Source organism: Pseudomonas sp. 300, from assembly GCF_055803035.1.
In genome coordinates, this window is the sequence record NZ_JAVLRV010000002.1 from 204,693 (window position 1) to 225,559 (window position 20,867).

The following is a 20,867-nucleotide window of genomic DNA, read 5'->3' on the forward strand; positions in this document are numbered from 1 at the left end:
AGGCCGGTAGGCCGCCTTGCGGTGCCGCCGTAAAGGCGGAACCAATAGCCGCCGTTACCGCAGCAACGGATATGTAAGCCCGAAAAAATTGGCCAGCTACGCCCCACTCAACCCCTTAATCACCAAATCCACATTCCCCTCCAGCTCACCCACCGGATCCTCCGCATCCAAACTCAACACCACCAACCGGCTACCGGCCTCATTAATCACCGCTTTCACCGCCTCCGAAGGCTGCCGATGATGCAACACCACCGCCACATCATTGTCCTTCAGCGTCACGCCCAATTGCTTCAACGCTTCCGGTGTCCACTCGGCATCCGGCCGCGCATCGAGGCCGATCAGCTCCAGGTTGAGCCCCCCAATCAGATAGCCAAAATGATCGCTCAGGCTCATCACACTCAGATTATCGGCACTGGCCAGCCGCGCTTCGCTGTCGGCACTGAACTTGAGCAAGCGCTGCTTGAGCGCCGCCAGGTTTGCCTCGATCACAGGCTTTGCAGCAGGGGCCAGGCGCACCAGGTCCGCCGCCATCACGTCTGCCATGCGCCCCATGTTGTTGCTGGAAAACCACGGCTGACTGTTCAAGCCATCGACCTTGTTGCCCGGCTGCACGGCGATGCCGGGCAGGGCGCCGTCCACCGGGCGCGCGGCGTCGACTTCGACAATGCGAATGTTGCTGCGCCGGGCGATCGGGTACAGCGGATCATCCGCCCACAACGAACGCAGACCAATCACCGCATCGGCGTCCGTCGCCAGTTTCGCCAGCGCCGGCGCGCCACGCCCGGTGAAATAAGCGGTCTGACGGCTGCCGGGCAAGTTCGCCGGCGCCGCCCGTTCAAGGTTGACGTTAGTGCCCTTGAGCAACACCTCGCCCAAACCATAAGTGATCGGCAGGGACGCCAGCACCTGCAGCGGCTTGGCGCTGTCTGCCGCAAACGAGGTATTAACCAGCCCGCACAGGGCAACGGCCAGGGTCAGTTGACGCAGAGAAAATGACATTTATCCAATATTCCCTTTCAGACTTGGTACGACACCGCGCGCAATGGCGGCGAGGGCGAAGGCGATACCGGCCACCAGAATGATCGCGGCACCGGAGGGGATCGGCAGGTCGAAGACAATCGGCGCAAGAATCCCGCACAGCGTGCTGACCGTGGCGATCAGCACCGAACACCAGAAGAAACCCTTCAGCGACTGGCTGAGCAACCGCGCCGCTGCTGCCGGAATCACCAGCAATGCACCGACCAGAATCGCACCGATGACTTTCACCGCCGCCACAGTGATCAGCGTCACCAGAATCACGAACAGGTAATCCAGGGTCTTCACCGCCACGCCGCGCACCGCCGCCAGTTGCGGGTTGAAACTGGCGAGCATGATGCGGTTGTACAGCGGCAACGCCAGCGCCATGACCAGCGAACCGACGATGGCCAACACCAGCAGATCATTACCGTTGACCGTCAGCACCGAGCCGAACAGGACGTTCTCCAGAATGTGCACGTTGATCTTGCCCGCCAGAATCAGCAGCAGACTCGCGCCCAGCGCCAACGACACCGACAGGAACACACCGATCAATGTATCCGGCGCCAGACCCGTACGGTTGCGCAGGTAATTGAGCAAAATGCCGAACAACAGGCAGTAACCGAACAGGCTGCCATATGGCCCGGTGTAGGGCTCGCCGAGCAGAATGCCGATGGCCACGCCCGTCAGTGCCGCGTGACCCACCGCTTCAGAGAAAAACGCGAAGCGCTTGACCACCACCAGCGTGCCCAAACCACCGAGTACCGGGCCGATCAGCAAACCGGCGAGCAGGGCGTTGACCACGAATCCATAGGCCAGCGCTTCAGGCAGATAACCTGAAGATGCCCAGCCTTGAACCATCAAACGAAAGGCTTCGTAACTCATCAGGCAGCGCTCCGTGGATGGGTCGAGAACAGGGTCAGCAAACGGTCTGGGGTCAGTGCCTGTTTCGGCGTGGCATCGAACAACACCCGGCGATTGAGACCGGTAACGCGGTCCGCCAGACGTCCGACCGCTTCCAGATCATGCTCGATCCACAGCACGGTAATCCCGCTCTGACGCCAGTCACCGAGCAACCGTTCGAACACCTGAATGCCCGCCTCGTCGAGGGCCGACATCGGTTCATCGAGCACCAGCAACTGCGGTGCCGGAATCAGCCCCTGCGCCAGCAACACGCGCTGACGCTCGCCGCCGGACAGGGCGCCCATGCGCCGTTTGCGCTTGTCCTGCAGGCCGACCCGCTCCAGCGCTTCACCAATCGCCGCCGCGTAATGCTTGCTCAACCCGAGAAACGCCGGGCGTCGCTGACACATGGCGGCCATGAAGTCGTCGACGGTCATCGGCAAGCCGCGATCAAACTCCAGCGCTTGCGGCACGTAGCCGATGGTGCCGGGTTCGCCAGGCCATTGCAGGCTCAAGCGACCCTGATGCGGCATCTGCCCGAGCAGGGTCTTGATCAACGAACTCTTGCCGCCCCCATTGGGGCCGACCAGCGCATGCACGCTGCCGGGCTGGACCTGAAACGTGACCTGGTCGAGGATCGTCGTGCGGCCCAGCGTCAAGCTGACCTCCGCAAAATCCAGCGTCGGTCCCGAAACCTGTGGGAGCTGGCTTGCCAGCGAAGGCGCTGTGTCATTTAACGAATGTGCGGACTGACCTGACGCTTTCGCGAGCAGGCTCGCTTCCACAGGGGATTCGCTGAGGGTTTCTTTAGCCGTCATGCGCCAGACTCCTGAATCGCCCGGACCACGGTGTTGAGGTTGCCGGTCATTTCCTTTTCGTACTTGTCGGCGGTGTATTCGCCATAGGAAATGTGCGACAGCGGGTACAGCTTCACCCCGGATTCGCGCTGGATGGTCTCGACGTAGGTAGACGGGAAATCCATCTCCGAGAAGATCACTTTCACATCCAGTTCGCGCAGTTGATCGATGGTCTTTTTCAACTGGCTCGGGCTCGGCTCGATGCCGTGCGCCGGCTCGACCACGGCGGTCACTTCCAGGCCGAATTCACGCAACAGGTAGTCGTAGGCCGCGTGAACCGTGGCCACCCGCAGTTCGGCATTCGGCGCCTGGGTCAGTTTCGCCAGGGCGTCGGCGCGCATCTGCCGCAGGCGTTTGCCATAGGCGCGAGCGTTCTGGGTGTAGGTCTTGGCGTTGTCCGGGTCGAGCTTGCCGAGTTCACGGGCAATGTTGTTGACCTGAGCAATCGAGGCACTGATCGACAGGAACGTGTGCGGGTTCACCACCTTGCCGGCTCCGCGCGCGGCCGTGCCGGTGGCCGCCAACAGCGGTACGTTTTCGTTGGCTTCGATCACCGTAACGTTCGGCGTTTCGCTGGCAGCGATCATGCGGTCCGCGAAGTCGTCATGGCCGACGCCATTGAGCACGACCACGTCCAGCCCGCTGATGCGCTTGATGTCTTCGGCGCGGGGCTCGTAGGCATGCGGGTTGAAACCGGCCGGAATCAGCGGCACCACTTCGGCCTTGTCGCCGACGATGTTGGCCACGTAGCTGTAATAAGGGTGCAGGGTGATACCGATGCGCAGGCGCTTGGCTTCGTCGGCACTGGCCAGTGGGGTCAGCAGCAAGGCAAGCAGGCCGACCAGCAGCGGGCGCAAGTAAGAACGTTGAGATGAAATTGGCATGGGAAAGCGGTCTTCTCTCGGGTGAAGGCGAGGGTTCAGTGCCGGTGCTGGCGGGTCACGCCGGCATCGAATTGCGCGACGATCTGCTGCCAGCCAGCGCTTTCCAGCGCGGTGTCGGCCATGTCGATCGGGGCTTTGAGGTCGGCGGCGCGGTTGAGCCAGATGTCAGGCGCATCATCGTCGGCGGTCAGGCGCATCAGAAACGATCCGGCCACGGCGGGCGTCTGGCTCTGACCGAAATACGCCTTGGCGTCGAGCAATTGCCAGGCATGAGCGCCACGGCTGACGGAACTGGCGTCCTGGGCAAACGGCGCAAAACCCTCGTCGGCGAGAACTTCGGGCGTTGGCAGGGTTTGCTGTTCCTGACGCAGCAGGTGAATCTCGTCCAGCGTCACCCGCAAATCGGCGTAGATGCCTTGCTCGGAAGCGCTCAGGTCGCGGCGGGCATCCAGTTGATGGCTGCTGACGTTACTGGTTTCCTGGGACTCATGACGCCAGGCGACCACCGAACCGGCGACCGCCAGAATCATCAGGCACAACAGCAACACATACAGGGTTTCATGGCCGGCACCGGCCGGGCGGACGACGTGCGTAGTGGGTGTACTCATGGGGCTTCGATGTCCGCTTGGTCGATCTCGACAACGTGGCCGGGACCGGCGTCGAACAGCACGTAAAACTCGGCGCTGGGCTTCTTGAAGGTCAACTTGGAATCGGCCCCGAGCTTGCCCGGCACCAGAATGGTTTCGTCGTAGCCGATCACATCCAGGGTCACGCCCGGTGCGCCGCTGCCGTCGGAGAAACCGCCGGTGCACTGGATCTGCTCGGCGTCGATGGCCTTGCACTCGCACATCGGGTTGTGGGCCAGGGCGCTGGCGCTGAAGCCGACGCACAGCACCAGCAAAACAGCGTGGAGAGGGCGAAAGGCGTTGCTCATGGTTTGCCTCCTTGTTTGGTCAGCCACTCAAGGGTGGCGGGGGATGCCTGGCTCAGCGGGATGGAGGCTTGATGCATCGCGCCGTCCCAGCCTTCCATGGTGATCCACAGCTCGGCGTCGGCCTTGGTTTTTTCCGGGATCGGCAGCATGGCGCCCATGCGGTATGGTGTGCCGAAGAAAATCACCCCGGCGGCGCGCAGGCTGCGCGGTTTGCCGATGCGCAGGTAAGTCGCCTTGACCTGCTCGCGGCAGCTGTCGCACAGCGCCGCGTTGAAACTCTTCATGTAACCGGCCGGGCCATCGGGCCGCGGTGCTTCGTTGCGAAATTCCGCCAGGCGCAGACTCCACGGCCCGACCTGAACTTCCCCGATTTCCCGCTCACCCAGGCCGGTGTCCCCGCGAAAGAGGGCGGCATCGGCAAAGTACTTGGGCATAAAGCCCAGGGGCACGAGCAACAGCAGGACGTTGATGTGGAAGCGCCATTTGTGCCAGAAGCGGCTCAGTCTGGAGCCCGGTTTTTCGGCGGCGAACAGGCTCATGGGCTGACCTCCGCGCTGTCGCGGCTCGTGACTTGAGTGGCATCGGCAGCGCGGGGACGTTTGTTGCTGCGCTTGAGCGCATTGGCGGTGGCCAGGGCGGTGCGCTTGGTCCAGATCAGCAGTCCGCTGAGGACCATCATGCTCAGGAGCAGACCGAAGAAGAACCAGATCAGCTTGATCCAGATCCCGCCGAAATCACCGGTGTGCAGCGGCCGCATTGATTCGGTCACCAGCTCCAGCCCCGAGCGGTCCGAGAGCAGGCGGGTGACGGCGACGTCGCCGGTGTACGGATTGATTTCAGCAGTCTGGAACATCAGCGGATACCAACTGCGGCCGCCCACCGAGAGGTAGCTGTAGGCATTGGCGGGCAGGCTGACGAAGCTGTCTTCGAGGCCGGGAATACGTGCTTTCGCTTCACGGATCGCCGTTTCCAGGCTGATCATCGGTGCCGGCGAACCATCGGCGGTGAGGGGCACGCTCTCTCGCGGGACCACGGGCGCCACCGGGGCGGTGGAAATCGTGATCTGGTTATCGAACATGAACGCTTCGATCAGGAACCAGGTGCTGGTCACGGAAATTACCGCGATGAACCAGATCGACCAGATGCCGCTGAGGCGGTGAAAGTCGCCCCAGAAAATCCGTGCGCCATGACGAATGCGCAGGGTCGGTCGCAAAAAACCTTTCCAGAAGCGCTTGTAGACCACCAACCCGGTAATCAGTGAAGCCAGCAGCGGCAGGCTGAGGAACGACACCAGGTACCAGCCCCAACTGTAGCCATTGGTGAACGGCACCAGCCACCAGCCATGCAAGGCGCGGGTGAAGGCTCTGAAGTTGAATTGCGGGGCCGTACCCTGGATCACGCCGCTGTACGGGTTGACGTACACCACCACCGAGCGGCCGTCGGGGTAGGTCACTTCCACATCCAGGGCGAAATGCGTTTCGTCAGGTCGGCTGATGCTCTCGACCAGGATCTGCGGTTCGGCCTGCTTGATCGCGGCAATGAGCTGGTCATAGCTCAACAGCGGCGCATCATCGGAGGGTTGGCTGGCGCGCATTTGCGGGTTGGCCAGCCAGACGATTTCCTGGCTGATCACCGCCAGCGTGCCGGTCACACAAACGATCAGGACAAAAAACCAGATGGGCAGTGCCAGCCAGCTATGGACCAGAAACCAGAGTTTTGAACGGGATTTCTTCGACATGATTAAGGTCTTGTATCGATGAGAGGGCCTCTGCTGCGGGCTTCCCAGCGTGGGGTCCATGAAAAGTACGGTCGTGGCTTTTGCCTACGCGAACCGTCTGCATCTATATAAGACGAATGAGAATCAGAAATCCCGAACCGGGATATGAAAGTAAATGTTTCGCGTTCCGTGAATGCAGTTAACTGTGGGCGCGGGCAAGCTCCCACAGTTGATCTGCGGCGCACACAAAACCTGTGGGAGCGTGGTTTGCCCGTGATGGGGCCTGGTCAGGTACGGAAGATCTCAACCCTGCTTAAACATCTCCTGCGCCCGCTGCTCAATCTGCTCCTGGGTCAAATCCTCCTTGCGCGTGGCCAGAAACCACAAATGCCCATACGGATCTTTCAACGTTCCCGAACGGTCGCCGTAAAACTGATCCTTGACCTCGGACACCACCGTGGCGCCGGCCGCAATGGCCTGCTTGTAAGACGTGTCCACATCGTTCACATACAGGTGCAAGCCCACGGACGGTGATTTATCGGGATTGCTCAACGGCCCCTGATCGCACGGCGTGCCGAGCATGATCGGGCAGTCGCCGATGCGCAGTTCGGCGTGACCGATGCTGCCGTCGGGCATGGACAGGCGCATGACTTCGGTTGCGCCGAACGCTTTCTTGTAGAACTCGATGGCTTCGGCCGCTTTTTGAATGCCCAGATAGGGGGTGATGCTGTGATAACCCTCTGGAATGGGTTTGACGCTCATGACGATTCTCCCTGTCTATTGTTCTGGTTGAAGATAGTCCTTCGCCGATTCCGGCCGGATAACTATAGGTCAGCGGCTTTTACGCAACCGAGTGCCCGACGAGCAGCAGCGCCACTGTTCGGCCATAAACAGTGAAGCAACAGAATGCTCGGGTTTCTCATTGCAAGGCTGTTGAAAACCCCGCAACTACCCGAAAACACTGGCCGAGGCGGTCAGGCACAGAAGCTGCAATGTCCTCCGGTAAACACTGTTGCCGAGAGACATATGCCTGAATCTGCCGTTTATCCGATCAGCCCGCCGGCCGCCCATCGGATCGCCGATGAAGCCGAAGCCTTGCGCGTGGCCGAGCGCGTCGCTTTGGTCCTGCTGGAACAGGACGCCGAGCGCGACCGCACGCGCCAGGTGCCAGCCGAGATCGTCGATCTGTATTCCAACAGTGGCTTGTGGGGCATCAGCGTGCCGAAAGCATTCGGTGGCGCGCAGGTGTCATACGCGGTGCTGGCGCAGGTCATCGCGATCATCTCGGCGGCCGATCCGTCGCTGGGCCAAATCCCGCAAAACCACTATTGCCTGCTGGAAGACATCCGCCTGCAAGGCACGCCCGAGCAGCAGGCGCACTTCTTCGGCCTGGCGTTGCAAGGACATCGGTTCGCCAATGCCTTGTCGGAAACCGGCGGCAAGAACGTGCAGGACATTCAGGCGACCATCCGCCGCTATGGTGACGGCCATGTGATCAACGGCCGCAAGGGCTATTGCACCGGTTCGCTTTACGCCCACTGGCTGGCGGTGCTGGCGCTGGATGAAGAGCTGAAAGGCCAGTTGTCCTTCGTCGAACGCGGCACCCCAGGGCTGGTGATCGTCGACGACTGGGACAGCATCGGTCAGCGCACCACCTCCAGCGGCACCGTGCTGGCCGAGGACCTGCACGTCCCGGCGTTCAACGTGTTCCCGACTTGGCGCTCCTATGAAAGCCCGACTCTGGCCGGTCCGTTCGCGCAACTGACCACCGCCGCCATCGACGCCGGAATCGCCCGCGCAGCGCTGCGCGACACCATCGCCTTCGTTCAGCAATTCGCAAGGCCATGGATCGATGCCGGGGTGGAAAAGGCCAGCGAAGATCCGTTGACCATCATTCAGGTCGGCGGCCTGGAGATTCGCCTGGAAGCCGCCGAAGCCCTGCTGGAGCGCGCCGGTTGGGCGCTGGATGCGGCACGTTCGGCGCCCGATGAAGACAACGTCGCCCACGCGTCCCTCGCCGTCGCGAAGGCCAAAGTGCTGACCACCGAAATCGCCATCGAAGCCAGCAACAAGCTGTTCGAACTCGGCGGCACCCGTTCGACCCTGAAGAAGCACAACTTCGACCGGCACTGGCGCAACGCTCGCGTGCACACCCTGCATGATCCTGTGCGCTGGAAATACCACGTGGTCGGCAACTGGCTGCTCAACGGCGTGAAACCGCCGCGCCACGACTGGTCCTGATCATGGCCGAACTGTTCAAAAACATTTACTGGGCCGACATCGGCCAGGCCTGTCTCGACACGTTGAGCATGCTCGGTGCGGCCCTCGGTTTTACCGTGCTGTTGGGGTTGCCGCTGGGCGTGGTGCTGTTCCTCACCGGTAAGCGCCAGTTGCACGAAGCCATCGGCGTTTACCGGGTGTTGTCGGTCATCGTGAACATGCTGCGTTCGCTGCCGTTCATCATTTTGCTGATTGTGTTGATTCCGCTGACCACGCTGCTGGTCGGCACTTCGCTGGGCGTGCCGGGGACCATTCCGCCGCTGGTGGTCGGTTGCACGCCGTTCTTCGCGCGGCTGGTGGAAACCGCCTTGCGCGAAGTCGATCGCGGCGTCGTGGAAGCGACCCAGGCCATGGGCGGCACCACCTGGCAAATCATCCGTCACACCTTGTTGCCCGAGGCTCGCGGCGGGTTGCTGGCGGCGGTCACCGTGACCGCGATTGTGCTGGTGGATTACACGGCGATGGCCGGGGTGATTGGCGGCGGCGGTCTGGGCGACCTGGCGATCCGCTACGGCTACCAGCGGTTCCAGACTGACGTGATGGTGGTCACCGTGGTGCTTTTACTGATTCTGGTCCAGGCCCTGCAAATGACCGGCGACCGGTTGGTGGCGCGGTACAGCCGACGATAAATATTCGACTCAAAAAAACACGCAGGCCCACGTCCACCCCACGACGGCCACTCAATCTGCCTAGGAGCACAACATGAAAAAGACCCTGGCCATTCTGGCTGCCCTCGTCTCGTTAAGCGTTCACGCCAACGAAAAACTCACCGTCGGTGCCACGCCGGTGCCGCACGCGGAGATCCTCGAGTTCGTCAAACCAACCCTGGCCAAGGAAGGCGTGGACCTGGACATCAAGGTCTTCACTGATTTCATCCAGCCCAACCAGCAGCTTGCGCTGAAGAACCTTGACGCCAACTATTACCAGTACCGGCCGTTTCTCGATGACTACAACAAAACCCGCCACACCGATCTGGTGCCAGTGGTCGGCGTGCACATCGAGCCGTTCGGGGCTTATTCGACCAAAATCAAAAACATTACCGAGCTGAAGGATGGCGCCACCGTGTCCATCCCTAACGACCCGGTGAACACCGGCCGCGCGCTGGTGCTGCTGCACGAGGCCGGGCTGATCAAACTCAAGGACCCGATCAATACCCTGGCCACTCCGCGCGACATCGCGGAAAACCCCAAGCACCTGAAAATCCGTGAACTGGAAGGCGCGTTGCTGGCGCGTTCGGTGAGCCAGGTGGACCTGGCGTTCGTGTTCGCCAACTACGCCCTGGAAGCGGGGATCGACACCAACAGCGCGTTGATCGTCGAGAAGGGCAAGAGCCTGTACATCGAGTTTCTGGTGGCCCGGCCGGACAACATCAACGACCCGGGTTTGCAGAAACTGGCCAAGGCGTTGAATTCCGACGAGGTCCGCCAGTTCATCCTGACCCGTTACAAAGGGCAGATTGCGCCGGGGTTCTAAATTTTCGTTGATAGACAGGACGCCATCGCGGGCAACACACGCTCCCACAGGTTTTGTGTCGGGCTTGCCCGTGATGGCCGCGCCGTTATTTAGGATCTGTCCCCGATTCAAGAAGCTGCGCGCCCGGCCCCTGTTCCCCCAACACGTCCCCAAAATTGCGCAACGGACACGCCTCCATCGACAAACACCCACAGCCGATACAGCCATTGAGCTTGTCCCGCAGCAAGGTCAACTGATTGATCCGCTCATCCAGCTCGCGACTCCATTGCGCCGACAACACCTTCCAGTCCGCCGCCGTCGGCGCCCGGTTATCCGGCAGGGTTTTCAACGCCTCACCAATCTCCGCCAACGGAATCCCCAGGCGCTGTGCGACTTTGATCAGCGCCACCCGCCGCAATACTTCCCGTGGATAACGCCGCTGGTTGCCCTGATTGCGATTGCTTTTGATCAGCCCTTTGGATTCATAAAAGTGCAGCGCCGTGACCGCCACGCCGCTGCGGGCGGCGACCTGGCCGACGGTCAGTTCTTGATGCAGGTGTTCCGAGGTGATCATGTGAAAAATGCCCTTGACCTCTAGTTAACTCAAGGTTTTACCCTGCAGGCCTTCGGATCGCAAGATCCGCCTGACACGTCAGTGGGGACTTTTCATGCAAGCACCAGAGAAAAATCGCAGCTTCACCCAATTGATCGAATTCGAGATCGAACCCCATCAGCAGCCCGCACTGGTCTCGGCGCTGTCGTTACAAACCGAACGCCTGGCTCAGCGCTACAGCGGTTTTCTCAGCGCGAGCATCCAGGCCAGCGACGATGGCCGGCGGGTGCTCAATTACCTGCAATGGCAATCGCGTGAGGCGGGGGAAGCCGCGTTTCAGAGTTTTGAAAGCGGCGAGCAGGATTTCTGGCAACTGATCCGCGCCCATCAGGCGAAAACCGTGACCTTCGGCTCGTTCCAGGTGCTGCACAGTCTGGAGCGCAGCCACGACAACGCGCTGCACTGCAATCTGGTGGCTTAGATCGAGAGTTGCATCAAGCGCTCGCCCTGCACGTTTTCCGTGGGGCGGCGTTTGTTCACCGCCAGCTCACCGATCTTGATCAGGCGTGTGCGCGTGACGTTGCGGCTCAAGCCCAGCAGCGCGGCGGTGTGCACCTGGTTGTAATGGCTGAAACGGTAAGCCGCACGCAGCAAGGCGTCCTCGACTTTCTCGTGCAGCGCGCCGGCCTGTTCCTCGAACAGCTTCTGAAAGGCCCGGTCGAGCAGGGCTTCCGGGGAATCGTCGAGTTGGCTGTGGTAGTCGTCCTGACGCTCGATGCGCATGTTCGACAGCCGCAAGTCATCGCGCTCGATCACGCCGTTCCGGCAAATCAGCAGGGTGTGGTGAATGACGTTTTCCAGCTCGCGGATGTTCCCCGGCCAACTGTAACTGCGCAGTTTCAGTTCAGCGTCTTTGCTGATGGTGATGGTGCCGTAGCCTAGGCGCTGACTGTAGGCTTCGACGAAGTGACGGGTCAGCGGCAGGATGTCGCCGGGGCGATCACGCAGCGGGCTCAGTTCCAGGCTGACCACGTCGAGGCGGTAATACAGGTCTTCGCGGAAATGCCCGGCGTTGATGGCTTTTTCCAGTTGCACGTTGGTCGCCGCGAGGACCCGCACGTTGATCGGAATGCTCTTGCGCGAACCCAGGCGCACCACTTCGCGCTCCTGCAACACCCGCAGCAATTTCACCTGAATCGCCATCGGCAGATCACCGATTTCATCGAGGAACAAGGTGCCGCCATCGGCCTCTTCGAACCAGCCGGCCTTGGCGCTCAAGGCACCGGTGAACGCACCTTTTTCGTGGCCGAACAACTCGGCCTCGACCAGGGATTCGGAGAACGCACCGCAGTTCACCGCCACGAACGGTCGGTTACGCCGGGCGCTGAGGTTGTGGATATGTCGCGCCACCAACTCTTTGCCAGTGCCGGTTTCGCCAATGATCAGCACGCTGGCTTCGCTGGGCGCGACTTGTTGGATGTGGGCGAGCAAGGCCTGGGATTTCGGGTCTTCGAACACCTGCGCCGTGGCGCGGATCGACGTGGCCAGGGCGGGCGAGGGCGGTAAGGTCAGCAGTTGCATGGGGCAGGCTCCATGAGAAGGCTATGAATAGAAAGTCGGAATCGGCAGGGACTGGTTCAATGCCCAGTCGCCCAGTTCATGGAGTTTGTAATCCACCGGGTCGTGCAGGGTTTGCGTGCGCAGGTTGCGCCAGTGGCGGTCCAGTCGCAGTGAGGCGTGAGTCGAGCGCGCGCCGGTCACTTCGAACAGCCGGCTGCAGAGTTCAAGGCCGTTGCGGGTGGCGGCGACCTTGGCCGTGGCGATGGCGGTGGCCAGGTGACCGCGTTCTTCGGCACTGAGGTTCGGGCCTTTCGCCCACGCCTTGTCGAGCAGGTCGGCGGCGCGTTCCACCAGCAAGCGAACGCCTTCAAGTGCGACCCAGAATTCGCCGTAATGGCTGAGGACATACGGGTCCTGGCGCACATCCTGCGCACTGGATTTGTGCCACGGGCGGGTTTCGGTGAGGGTGTATTGCCGCGCTTCCTCGAAGGCGCCTTCGGCAATGCCGAGGAACATGTGGGTGAACGTCAGCTGCGCGATCAATGGCCGCAGGCAGGCGAACGGTGTGCTCAGCGGACCCGGGTCGAGCAGCAATTCCGATTCTTCGACCCGCACCCGTTCGAACGAAGCGCTGCCGCTGTCGGTCTGGCGCTGACCCATGTTGTTCCAGTCGTCGTGCAGGGTGATGCCGCTGCGGCCGCTGGGGATCGCGGCGATCAACAGCTTGCCGCCGGCGTTTTCGTCCACCGCCGAGGCAATCAGCATTTCCGAATCGCTGGCGCCGGAGCAGAAACTTTTCTTGCCGGAAAACTCGCGCCAGCCGCTGAGTTTTTTCACCACGGTGCGGGTGTCCAGCGGGTTGAGGGCATTGCCCCAGAACCAGTTCTTGCGCGCGGTCTGTTCGAACCACGGCTGCCACTGCTCGGACCGGGCGAACAGGCGCACGGTGGCGAGCATCAGGTGATGAAAACCGAAGACGTGGGCGATCGAACTGTCGACCTTGGCGAACTCGCGCACGATGGTCAGGGTTTCACTCCAGCTGGCGCCGAGGCCGCCGTACTGGGTGGGAATGCTCAAGGCGAGCAGGCCGCTGCGGCGCAGGGCGTCACGCTCGGCTTTCGGCGTACCGCCACGTTCGTCGCGCTCGACCGCGGTCAAGGCAAACTCGGCAGCCAACTGGCGGGCGGTTTGCAAGGGGGATATCAGGGCGCTTAGCGGCTTGGCAGTCACGCGGGGTTCCTCAGTGAATTCAGCACCAATCCGCTGTGGTAGCGAGCCTGCTCGCGAAGGGGCCGGTACATTCAACATCAGTGTCGACGGTACGGACGCTTTCGCGAGCAGGCTCGCTCCCACAGGTATTGGGTGGTCAGGCCGTGGCTTTGGCGGGCAGCACATCATTGGCGATCATTTCGCCAAACGGCCCGGTGAGGTTGGTGACACCGCGCCCCGCCAGGCTCGCGTACGGTTCAGGCAACAGCGGGAACACCAACTCGGCAAAGCGATACGCCTCTTCGAGGTGTGGATAACCGGAGAAGATGAAGCTCTCGATCCCCAAGTCCGCGTATTCCTTGATGCGCGCCGCCACTTGCTGCGGATCACCCACCAGCGCCGTGCCGGCACCGCCGCGCACCAGGCCGACACCGGCCCACAGGTTGGGGGCGATTTCCAGGTTGTCGCGACGTCCGTCATGCAACGCCGCCATGCGCCGCTGGCCTTCGGAGTCGAAGCGCGAGAACGACTTTTGCGCCGCGGCGATGGTCTCGTCGCTGATGTGTTCGATCAGTTTGTCGGCGGCTTTCCACGCCTCTTCGGCCGTCTCGCGAACGATCACGTGCAAGCGAATCCCGAACTTCACCGTGCGCCCGTTGCGTGCCGCGCGCTCACGCACATCGGCGAGTTTTTCCGCGACGGCGGCCGGTGGTTCGCCCCAGGTCAGGTAGACATCAACCTGCTCGGCGGCGAGTTCATGGGCGGCTTCGGACGAACCACCGAAGTACAACGGTGGATAGGGTTTCTGCACCGGCGGATAAAGGGCTTTGGCGTTTTGCACCTGCAGGTGTTTGCCTTCGAAATCCACCGCTTCGCCTTGCAGCACGCGACGCCAGATGTGCAGGAATTCGTCGGTGACTTCATAGCGTTCGCTGTGATCGAGGAAGATCCCGTCGCCACGGTTTTCGTCCGGGTCGCCACCGGTCACTACGTTGATCAGCAAGCGGCCGTTGGACAGACGATCCAGGGTCGCGGCCATGCGCGCCGAGACCGTCGGCGAAATAATCCCCGGACGAATCGCCACCAGATAGCGCAGGCGCTCGGTCAACGGCACCAGCGCCGAGGCGATCACCCACGAATCCTCGCAGGAACGCCCGGTGGGAATCAGCACGCCGTGGTAGCCGAGGCTGTCAGCGGCCTGAGCCACTTGTTTCAGATAGTTGAGCGTCACCGGGCGAGCGCCCTGCGTGGTGCCCAGGTAGTGGCCATCGCCGTGGGTCGGCAGAAACCAGAAAACATCCATGAAGAGATCCTTAAGCGATTTTCAGCAGATTTTTGGGGTGCACGCCGAACAACGGCGCTGCGCGTTCTGCAGCAAGACGAATGCGGGCCTTCAAGGGCTCACTGGTTATTTGGTAATTGGCGAAATCGGCTTCGGTGGCGTAGACGCCGATCGGCAGGGTCAGCGCCTGGAAGAAACTGAACAGCGGCCGCAGTTGATGATCGAGCACCAGCGCATGCCGTTCGCTGCCACCGGTGGCAGCGAGCAGTACCGGCGTATCAATCAGCGCGTTCAAGTCGATCAGGTCGAAGAGGTGTTTAAGCAGGCCCGGGTAGGAGCCGCGATAAACCGGCGCGGCGACGATCAGCAGATCAGCGTGCTCGATGGCTTGCAGCTCGGCTTCGATGTCGGCGCTCAGTTCCTGACGCGACAGTGCAGCGCCCAGTGGCCGGGCGATGTCTCCCAGTTCGATCAGCTTGCTCTCGATCGGCAATTGCTCGGCCAGTTCGGCCAACAGCGCCTGGGTCAGCACCAACGTGCGGGACGGACGCCAGGTACCGCCGGAGAGGGCAACGACTTTCAATGGACGCGACATGATCAGTTCCTTTTTAAACAGTTGCTCAGCGAGCAGTGAGTAGTCACAGGGCTTGAGCAAGAGCTGTACCAATCCATCGAGCCCACGTTTTGCGTGGCTTGCAGCGTATTGATGCCTGCGTGCTGTTCGATTTTAAGGACTGTTTGTTGAATGACTGTTGCCTGGCAAACAGTTGCGTGGGCAACAGTTGTTTGCGGCGATGGGGTTGTTATAAAGGTTGTTTGTTATTCCTCAAAAGATCATTGATTGATATTTATAGATCATTAATGAATATGAGCGGTTTTGTAGGGGCCGGCTTGCCGGCGAAGACGCCCTTGAGCAATGCAGTGTTTTACGGCCGTCATCGCCAGCAAGCCGGCTCCTACAAGGGGGAGTGATCCAGCCTCAATACCCACTATCGAGCGCGTTGATTTCTGCCCATCCAAAGGCGCGAGTAGCCTGTGTTCATTGCCCCGAACCCAGATGCCAGGACGCCACATCATGAAACCTCTAATCGCCACTTTCTTGCTGCTCGCGGTCTCCGTTCTCGCCGGATGTGCCAGCCACGTGTCCCCGGAGTTGCGGCCTTACACCGCTGAAGAAACCCGGCAACTGGCGTTGGAATCGCTGAATCGTCGCGGTTTGTCTTTCGATGAGTACCATGCGCAAAAAGCCGCATTGCTCGGTCAGCCGCAGAAATCTTTCCGTTTCGACAAACAAGGCGAAATGAATGCCGAGCGCGCTGTTCAACTGCACGGCCGCCCAAGCTGAGCGACTGTACCGCTCGAAGTTTCACCCAACTGTCCATGGGTTTCGCTGAAGGTGTGCGATAGGGTCAATACCTGACTGACCCTGATGGACTGCCACCGATGACGCTCTCGTTCGATCTGCTGCTGGGCTTCGCCCTGTTTGCCCTCGTTACCTCGATCACCCCTGGTCCGAACAACACCATGTTGCTGGCATCGGGCGTGAACTTCGGCTTTAACCGCACCATCCCCCACATGCTTGGCATAACCTGCGGCTTTTTTGTGCTCGTGGTGGCGGTGGGTTTTGGTCTGGGCGCGGTGTTTCAAACCTATCCGTTGCTCTACACCGTGCTGCGCTACGTCGGCGCGGCGTATTTGCTGTACCTGGCATGGAAAATCGCGCATTCCGGGCCGGTATCCGATGGTGATAACGGTGAAAGCAAACCGATCAGCTACCTCGGCGCGGCAGCGTTTCAGTGGGTCAACCCCAAGGCCTGGATCATGGCCATCGGTGCAATCAGCACCTACACGCCGATGCAGGGCTATTTCACCAACGTCATCGTGATTGCGGCGGTTTTCGCCGTGATCAACCTGCCGAGCGTCGGCGTCTGGGCCGCGTGCGGCACACTGCTGCGCAATGTGCTCAAGGACCGCCGCTGGTTGCGCGTGTTCAATTGGGGCATGGCCGCGTTGCTGGTGGTTTCGCTGTATCCGTTGTTGCTCGAAAGCTTTAGCTGACGCATTGCTTCATCCGGTTGCCCGATGCCTGTTAAGCTCGACTTCAGGAGCGTTCCTACGCACTTTTCAATGAAGTCGTACTTCTATTACGCATCCGATCAGGTATTGCTGGTTGACTGGTTCCCAGCACCTGATCCCGGAACAAGCTCTGCGAGTCTTTTATGAATAAACGTCCGTTGTATTTCGACTACGCCGCCACCACGCCGGTGGATGAGCGGGTCATCAAGGTCATGGTCGAGTGTCTGGGGTTTGCCGGGAATTTCGGCAATCCTGCGTCCAGCTCCCATGCATTCGGCCAACAGGCCCGGCAATCGGTCGAGCAGGCGCGACTGCAAGTTGCCGCACTCGTGGGTGCGCAAGCGGAGCAGATCGTCTGGACTTCCGGCGCTACCGAATCGAATAACCTCGCCCTCAAGGGCGTAGCCCAGGCGCGCGGAGTGTCCGGCGGCCACATCATCACCAGCCAGATCGAACACAAGGCAATTCTCGACACCGCGAAGCAATTGCAGGATGCCGGCGTTGCCGTGACGTATCTGGTGCCCGACGCGCAAGGTTTGATTACCCCGCAAGCGGTCAGCGAAGCGCTGCGCGAGGACACCTTTCTGGTGTCGCTGATGCTGGTCAATAACGAATTGGGCACGGTCAATGACATCGCGGCCATCGGCGAGGTCGTGCGGGCCCGCGAGGCGTTGTTCCATGTCGACGCCGCTCAGGGCGCGGGAAAAGTGGCGATCGACCTGGCGCACTTGCCGGTGGACCTGATGTCGTTTTCGGCGCACAAGATCTATGGTCCCAAAGGCATCGGCGCGCTGTATGTCGGGCCTCGAGCGCAACAGCGTTTGCAGGCACAGATTCACGGTGGAGGCCATGAAGGTGGCTTGCGCTCCGGGACCCTCGCGACGCACCAGATTGCTGCCATGGGCGTGGCGTTCGCCTTGGCCGCGCAACTGTTCGATGAAGAGAAAGCCACTATCGCGCGTCTGCGGGAGCGCTTGCTTGAACACCTGCTGAGTATTCCCGGCGTTCGCCTCAATGGCAGTGCGACCCAGCGCATCCCTCACACCTTGAGCCTGACCTTCAGCGAAGGTGAGTTCAATTCCGCGGCGTTGAGCGCCTCGATCGCGTTTTCCGCGACTTCGGCCTGCAACTCCGCGAGCAATGCTCCGTCCCATGTGCTGCTGGCACTGGGGCATGACGCTCGCTCGGCGGGCCGCACCATTCGCTTGAGCCTGGGACGTTTCACCACCGAGCAGGACATCGATCAGGCGGCCCAACTGATTAAGTCGGTCTGCGCCAGTGCTCCGGCATTCTGGCAATAAGGCCTTAAGTGCCGACGTTGATCGGCACTCAACAATAATGATGAAGTGATTAGCAGGAGACATGATGAGTACGCAGCCTTCGATCAAAGGGTCGGTGCCCGAGCGCCTGGCACACACCCGCGAGCTGATGAGCCGGGAGGGTATTCATGCCCTGCTGGTGCCGTCGGCCGATCCGCACCTGTCGGAATACCTGCCGGGCTACTGGCAAGGTCGGCAATGGCTGTCGGGCTTCCATGGCTCGGTCGGTACGCTGATCGTCACGCCGGACTTTGCCGGTGTCTGGGCCGACAGCCGTTATTGGGAACAAGCGAGCAAGGAACTCAAAGGCAGCGGCATCGAACTGGTCAAGCTGCAACCGGGCCAGCCCAGCCCGCTGGACTGGCTGGCCGAACAAACCCCTGAAGGTGGCGTCGTCGCCGTCGACGGTGCGGTGATGGCCGTGGCCTCGGCACGCACGTTGGGCAGCAAGCTCGAAGAGCGCGGTGCCCGTCTGCGCACCGACATCGATCTGTTGAGCGAAGTCTGGAGCGACCGCCCGACGCTGCCGAACGAGCCGATCTATCAACACTTGCCGCCCCAGGCGACGGTCAGCCGTGGCGAAAAACTCGCCAACCTGCGTGAAGTGCTGAAAGAGCGGGGCGCCGATTGGCATTTCATTGCCACCCTCGATGACATCGCGTGGCTGTTCAACCTGCGCGGCGGCGATGTGTCCTTCAACCCGGTGTTCGTCTCGTTCGCGTTGATCAGCCAACAGCAGGCGACCCTGTTCGTGGCCCTGAGCAAAGTCAGCGCCGAGCTGCGCGCGATCCTTGAACAGGACGGCGTGACCCTGCGCGATTACCGCGAAGTGGCCGACGCGTTGCGCGCCGTGCCGAGCGGCGCGAGCCTGCAAGTCGACCCGGCACGTGTCACCGCCGGTCTGCTGGATAACCTGGACAGCGGCGTGAAACTGGTCGAAGGCCTGAACCCGACGACATTGGCCAAATCGCAGAAAAGCCTGGCCGATGCCGAGCACATCCGTCGTGCCATGGAGCAGGACGGCGCGGCGTTGTGCGAATTCTTCGCCTGGCTGGAGTCGGCGTGGGGCCGCGAACGCATCACCGAACTGACCATCGACGAACACCTGACCGCAGCACGCACGCGTCGTCCGGATTACGTGTCGTTGAGCTTCAATACCATTGCCGCGTTCAACGCCAATGGGGCGATGCCGCATTACCACGCGACCGAAGAAGAACACGCGGTGATCGAGGGCGACGGTCTGTTGCTGATCGATTCCGGCGGTCAATATCTGGGCGGCACCACCGACATCACGCGGATGGTCCCGGTCGGTACGCCAACCGATGAGCAGAAGCGCGATTGCACGCGAGTATTGAAGGGCGTAATTGCTCTGTCCCGTGCGCAATTCCCTCGGGGTATTTTGTCGCCGTTGCTGGACGCCATCGCCCGCGCGCCGATCTGGGCGGAGAACGTTGATTACGGTCACGGCACCGGTCACGGCGTCGGCTATTTCCTCAACGTTCACGAAGGCCCGCAAGTGATTGCCTATCAAGCTGTTGCTGCGCCGCAAACCGCGATGCAGCCGGGCATGATCACCTCCATCGAGCCGGGCACCTACCGTCCGGGCCGTTGGGGCGTGCGGATCGAAAACCTGGTGTTGAACCGTGAAGCGGGCAAGAGCGAATTCGGTGAGTTCCTGAAATTCGAAACCCTGACCCTGTGCCCGATCGACACGCGTTGCCTGGAGTCGTCGCTGCTGACTCAGGACGAAAAACAGTGGTTCAACGCCTACCACGCCGAAGTGCGCGAGCGCTTGAGCCCGTTGCTCGACGGTGCGGCCCTTGAGTGGTTGAACACCCGTACCGCCGCTATCTGATCGGCTTGAGTTCAGGCGCTGACGCCAGCGCCTGACTCATGTAGTCGACAAAGGCTATGACCCTGGCGGATTGGCGACGATTCGCCGGGGACACGGCATGCATCGGCAGTGACTGCGCGGTGTAGTCCTGCAAGATCGCGGTCACTCGCCCGGCCTGCAGATCTTCGCTGAATAGCCACACTGGCGACAGCGCAATTCCCATTCCCGCCAACACCATCTCGCGGATCGCCTCCGAGTTGTTGCTTTGCGCATTGCCCTTGATCCGCACGTCGTGACGTTGATTGTTCTTCTCGAACACCCATAAATTCTGACTGTTCAGCAGATTGAACTGCAGGCAATTGTGTCCGTTTAATTCTGCCGGGCTGTGCGGCTGGCCGTATTTTTTGAGATAGGCGGGCGCTGCGACGGTTACGCGGTGGGTGGTGCCGATGCGGCGGGCGATGAGGCCGCTGTCATTCAGCTCACCGATTCTGAACGTGACATCCAGCCCTTCGCTGACCAGGTCCTGGTTTTGATCACTCAGTTGCAAGTCGATTTCTATGTCGGGATGACGTTCGAGAAATTGCGCCAGGCGCGGGGCAATCTGCAAACGCCCGAAGCTGACTGAGGAGCCGATGCGCAGGTGACCGGCAATGCGCTCCCGGCCGGACTGGAAACTGTGCTCGGCCGCGTCGACGGCTGAGAGGATTCGTCGACATTCGTTGAAGTACCGCAGACCTTCATCCGTCAGGCAAAGCTGACGGGTGCTGCGGGTAATCAGTTTTCCACCCAGCCTGGTCTCGAGCGCCTTCAACACTTTGCTGATGGTGGGCTGGCTGGTCTGCATCTCTCGGGCAACGGCAGAAAAGCTGCCGCGTTCGACGACCCTTACGAAGATCGCCATTGCATTGAGTTTGTCCACGGGATCTCTCATTGATGCCAGACAGGCATGATCACTATAGCTATTTAGCGTCTTATCAGCATGGGGCGCTG

The 20,867-nt window shown here is 61.1% G+C and carries 23 protein-coding genes; 8 read left to right on the forward strand and 15 right to left on the reverse strand.

The window, feature by feature from the left end; translation table 11 throughout:
* Positions 1-96 precede the first annotated feature (96 nt).
* The 9 genes from Q7W83_RS06980 to Q7W83_RS07020 all read right to left on the reverse strand — a co-directional run bounded on the left by Q7W83_RS06980 (position 97) and on the right by Q7W83_RS07020 (position 7,071).
* Positions 97-999, reverse strand: a complete 903-nt coding sequence (locus tag Q7W83_RS06980; RefSeq protein WP_473655832.1) for a metal ABC transporter substrate-binding protein — start codon at positions 997-999, stop codon at positions 97-99.
* The gene (locus tag Q7W83_RS06985) at positions 1,000-1,899 is read right to left on the reverse strand and encodes a metal ABC transporter permease (RefSeq protein ID WP_046049213.1); all 900 of its coding nucleotides are present in this window, start codon (positions 1,897-1,899) and stop codon (positions 1,000-1,002) included. It abuts the gene before it with no gap.
* Positions 1,899-2,735 (reverse strand): metal ABC transporter ATP-binding protein, encoded by an 837-nt coding sequence (locus Q7W83_RS06990; RefSeq protein WP_150632183.1) that lies wholly within the window; start codon positions 2,733-2,735, stop codon positions 1,899-1,901. The genes Q7W83_RS06985 and Q7W83_RS06990 overlap by 1 nt, the downstream gene beginning before the upstream one ends.
* A complete protein-coding gene (locus Q7W83_RS06995; RefSeq protein ID WP_150632182.1) occupies positions 2,732-3,658 on the reverse strand; it encodes a metal ABC transporter substrate-binding protein in 927 nt (308 codons plus the stop codon). Before Q7W83_RS06995 ends, Q7W83_RS06990 begins: the two co-directional genes overlap by 4 nt.
* A 35-nt stretch (positions 3,659-3,693) precedes the next feature.
* Positions 3,694-4,266, reverse strand: coding sequence for a DUF6162 family protein (locus Q7W83_RS07000; RefSeq protein ID WP_473655833.1), 573 nt, complete (start codon positions 4,264-4,266; stop codon positions 3,694-3,696).
* The gene (locus tag Q7W83_RS07005) at positions 4,263-4,592 is read right to left on the reverse strand and encodes a hypothetical protein (protein ID WP_150632180.1); all 330 of its coding nucleotides are present in this window, start codon (positions 4,590-4,592) and stop codon (positions 4,263-4,265) included. Before Q7W83_RS07005 ends, Q7W83_RS07000 begins: the two co-directional genes overlap by 4 nt.
* Positions 4,589-5,131 carry a thiamine pyrophosphate-binding protein gene (locus Q7W83_RS07010; protein WP_150632179.1) on the reverse strand — a complete coding sequence of 181 codons (543 nt, stop codon included), beginning with the start codon at positions 5,129-5,131 and terminating at the stop codon, positions 4,589-4,591. The genes Q7W83_RS07005 and Q7W83_RS07010 overlap by 4 nt, the downstream gene beginning before the upstream one ends.
* Positions 5,128-6,330, reverse strand: a complete 1,203-nt coding sequence (locus Q7W83_RS07015) for a PepSY-associated TM helix domain-containing protein (protein WP_473655834.1) — start codon at positions 6,328-6,330, stop codon at positions 5,128-5,130. The genes Q7W83_RS07010 and Q7W83_RS07015 overlap by 4 nt, the downstream gene beginning before the upstream one ends.
* Before the next feature lie 282 nt (positions 6,331-6,612).
* Positions 6,613-7,071: a VOC family protein gene (locus Q7W83_RS07020; protein WP_150635794.1), complete on the reverse strand. Its 459-nt coding sequence runs from the start codon at positions 7,069-7,071 to the stop codon at positions 6,613-6,615.
* Between the two features lie 264 nt (positions 7,072-7,335).
* On the opposite strand from Q7W83_RS07020, the gene Q7W83_RS07025 reads away from it, so the two are divergent.
* The 3 genes from Q7W83_RS07025 (at position 7,336) to Q7W83_RS07035 (ending at position 10,062) form a co-directional block, all read left to right on the forward strand.
* Positions 7,336-8,550 (forward strand): SfnB family sulfur acquisition oxidoreductase, encoded by a 1,215-nt coding sequence (locus Q7W83_RS07025; RefSeq protein ID WP_473655835.1) that lies wholly within the window; start codon positions 7,336-7,338, stop codon positions 8,548-8,550.
* A gap of 2 nt (positions 8,551-8,552) precedes the next feature.
* Positions 8,553-9,218, forward strand: a complete 666-nt coding sequence (locus Q7W83_RS07030; RefSeq protein WP_150632175.1) for a methionine ABC transporter permease — start codon at positions 8,553-8,555, stop codon at positions 9,216-9,218.
* A gap of 73 nt (positions 9,219-9,291) precedes the next feature.
* Positions 9,292-10,062, forward strand: coding sequence for a MetQ/NlpA family ABC transporter substrate-binding protein (locus tag Q7W83_RS07035; RefSeq protein ID WP_150632174.1), 771 nt, complete (start codon positions 9,292-9,294; stop codon positions 10,060-10,062).
* Between the two features lie 85 nt (positions 10,063-10,147).
* Here Q7W83_RS07035 and soxR read toward each other — a convergent pair whose 3' ends face one another.
* Positions 10,148-10,615, reverse strand: coding sequence for a redox-sensitive transcriptional activator SoxR (gene soxR / locus Q7W83_RS07040; protein ID WP_150632173.1), 468 nt, complete (start codon positions 10,613-10,615; stop codon positions 10,148-10,150).
* 94 nt (positions 10,616-10,709) lie between these two features.
* Here soxR and Q7W83_RS07045 point away from each other — a divergent pair, with 94 nt between their 5' ends.
* A complete protein-coding gene (locus Q7W83_RS07045) occupies positions 10,710-11,075 on the forward strand; it encodes an antibiotic biosynthesis monooxygenase (protein WP_150632172.1) in 366 nt (121 codons plus the stop codon).
* Here the strand turns inward: Q7W83_RS07045 and Q7W83_RS07050 are convergent.
* The 4 genes from Q7W83_RS07050 to msuE form a co-directional block, all read right to left on the reverse strand.
* Positions 11,072-12,175: a sigma-54 interaction domain-containing protein gene (locus Q7W83_RS07050; RefSeq protein WP_150632171.1), complete on the reverse strand. Its 1,104-nt coding sequence runs from the start codon at positions 12,173-12,175 to the stop codon at positions 11,072-11,074. The genes Q7W83_RS07045 and Q7W83_RS07050 overlap by 4 nt on opposite strands.
* 21 nt (positions 12,176-12,196) lie before the next feature.
* Positions 12,197-13,384, reverse strand: a complete 1,188-nt coding sequence (locus Q7W83_RS07055; RefSeq protein ID WP_473655836.1) for an acyl-CoA dehydrogenase family protein — start codon at positions 13,382-13,384, stop codon at positions 12,197-12,199.
* A gap of 136 nt (positions 13,385-13,520) precedes the next feature.
* Positions 13,521-14,666 carry an FMNH2-dependent alkanesulfonate monooxygenase gene (gene ssuD / locus Q7W83_RS07060; protein WP_150632169.1) on the reverse strand — a complete coding sequence of 382 codons (1,146 nt, stop codon included), beginning with the start codon at positions 14,664-14,666 and terminating at the stop codon, positions 13,521-13,523.
* Between the two features lie 10 nt (positions 14,667-14,676).
* The gene (msuE, locus tag Q7W83_RS07065; protein ID WP_150632168.1) at positions 14,677-15,240 is read right to left on the reverse strand and encodes an FMN reductase; all 564 of its coding nucleotides are present in this window, start codon (positions 15,238-15,240) and stop codon (positions 14,677-14,679) included.
* A gap of 480 nt (positions 15,241-15,720) precedes the next feature.
* Between msuE and Q7W83_RS07070 the strand changes: the two genes are divergently transcribed.
* From Q7W83_RS07070 to Q7W83_RS07085, 4 genes are all read left to right on the forward strand, one after another.
* Positions 15,721-15,990: a hypothetical protein gene (locus Q7W83_RS07070; protein ID WP_150632167.1), complete on the forward strand. Its 270-nt coding sequence runs from the start codon at positions 15,721-15,723 to the stop codon at positions 15,988-15,990.
* Positions 15,991-16,088: 98 nt separating this feature from the next.
* Positions 16,089-16,703: a LysE family translocator gene (locus tag Q7W83_RS07075; protein ID WP_458377174.1), complete on the forward strand. Its 615-nt coding sequence runs from the start codon at positions 16,089-16,091 to the stop codon at positions 16,701-16,703.
* Positions 16,704-16,864: 161 nt separating this feature from the next.
* Positions 16,865-18,022, forward strand: a complete 1,158-nt coding sequence (locus Q7W83_RS07080; protein ID WP_150632165.1) for a cysteine desulfurase family protein — start codon at positions 16,865-16,867, stop codon at positions 18,020-18,022.
* A 64-nt stretch (positions 18,023-18,086) separates the two neighbouring features.
* On the forward strand, positions 18,087-19,895 hold the full coding sequence (locus tag Q7W83_RS07085) for an aminopeptidase P family protein (RefSeq protein ID WP_150632164.1): 1,809 nt from the start codon (positions 18,087-18,089) through the stop codon (positions 19,893-19,895).
* Here the strand turns inward: Q7W83_RS07085 and Q7W83_RS07090 are convergent.
* Entirely contained in the window at positions 19,888-20,808 is a 921-nt protein-coding gene (locus Q7W83_RS07090; RefSeq protein WP_458377175.1) for a LysR family transcriptional regulator, read from the reverse strand. The two genes, Q7W83_RS07085 and Q7W83_RS07090, sit on opposite strands and share 8 nt — an antisense overlap.
* Between the last annotated feature and the right edge of the window lie 59 nt (positions 20,809-20,867).

Bases quoted from the DNA above. Each gene is read 5' to 3' on its own strand.
- Q7W83_RS06980 (WP_473655832.1), bottom strand. From the start codon at position 999: ATGTCATTTTCTCTGCGTCAACTGACCCTGGCCGTTGCCCTGTGCGGG.
- Q7W83_RS06985 (WP_046049213.1), bottom strand. From the start codon at position 1,899: ATGAGTTACGAAGCCTTTCGTTTGATGGTTCAAGGCTGGGCATCTTCA.
- Q7W83_RS06990 (WP_150632183.1), bottom strand. From the start codon at position 2,735: ATGACGGCTAAAGAAACCCTCAGCGAATCCCCTGTGGAAGCGAGCCTG.
- Q7W83_RS06995 (WP_150632182.1), bottom strand. From the start codon at position 3,658: ATGCCAATTTCATCTCAACGTTCTTACTTGCGCCCGCTGCTGGTCGGC.
- Q7W83_RS07000 (WP_473655833.1), bottom strand. From the start codon at position 4,266: ATGAGTACACCCACTACGCACGTCGTCCGCCCGGCCGGTGCCGGCCAT.
- Q7W83_RS07005 (WP_150632180.1), bottom strand. From the start codon at position 4,592: ATGAGCAACGCCTTTCGCCCTCTCCACGCTGTTTTGCTGGTGCTGTGC.
- Q7W83_RS07010 (WP_150632179.1), bottom strand. From the start codon at position 5,131: ATGAGCCTGTTCGCCGCCGAAAAACCGGGCTCCAGACTGAGCCGCTTC.
- Q7W83_RS07015 (WP_473655834.1), bottom strand. From the start codon at position 6,330: ATGTCGAAGAAATCCCGTTCAAAACTCTGGTTTCTGGTCCATAGCTGG.
- Q7W83_RS07020 (WP_150635794.1), bottom strand. From the start codon at position 7,071: ATGAGCGTCAAACCCATTCCAGAGGGTTATCACAGCATCACCCCCTAT.
- Q7W83_RS07025 (WP_473655835.1), top strand. From the start codon at position 7,336: ATGCCTGAATCTGCCGTTTATCCGATCAGCCCGCCGGCCGCCCATCGG.
- Q7W83_RS07030 (WP_150632175.1), top strand. From the start codon at position 8,553: ATGGCCGAACTGTTCAAAAACATTTACTGGGCCGACATCGGCCAGGCC.
- Q7W83_RS07035 (WP_150632174.1), top strand. From the start codon at position 9,292: ATGAAAAAGACCCTGGCCATTCTGGCTGCCCTCGTCTCGTTAAGCGTT.
- soxR (WP_150632173.1), bottom strand. From the start codon at position 10,615: ATGATCACCTCGGAACACCTGCATCAAGAACTGACCGTCGGCCAGGTC.
- Q7W83_RS07045 (WP_150632172.1), top strand. From the start codon at position 10,710: ATGCAAGCACCAGAGAAAAATCGCAGCTTCACCCAATTGATCGAATTC.
- Q7W83_RS07050 (WP_150632171.1), bottom strand. From the start codon at position 12,175: ATGCAACTGCTGACCTTACCGCCCTCGCCCGCCCTGGCCACGTCGATC.
- ssuD (WP_150632169.1), bottom strand. From the start codon at position 14,666: ATGGATGTTTTCTGGTTTCTGCCGACCCACGGCGATGGCCACTACCTG.
- msuE (WP_150632168.1), bottom strand. From the start codon at position 15,240: ATGTCGCGTCCATTGAAAGTCGTTGCCCTCTCCGGCGGTACCTGGCGT.
- Q7W83_RS07070 (WP_150632167.1), top strand. From the start codon at position 15,721: ATGAAACCTCTAATCGCCACTTTCTTGCTGCTCGCGGTCTCCGTTCTC.
- Q7W83_RS07075 (WP_458377174.1), top strand. From the start codon at position 16,089: ATGACGCTCTCGTTCGATCTGCTGCTGGGCTTCGCCCTGTTTGCCCTC.
- Q7W83_RS07080 (WP_150632165.1), top strand. From the start codon at position 16,865: ATGAATAAACGTCCGTTGTATTTCGACTACGCCGCCACCACGCCGGTG.
- Q7W83_RS07085 (WP_150632164.1), top strand. From the start codon at position 18,087: ATGAGTACGCAGCCTTCGATCAAAGGGTCGGTGCCCGAGCGCCTGGCA.
- Q7W83_RS07090 (WP_458377175.1), bottom strand. From the start codon at position 20,808: ATGAGAGATCCCGTGGACAAACTCAATGCAATGGCGATCTTCGTAAGG.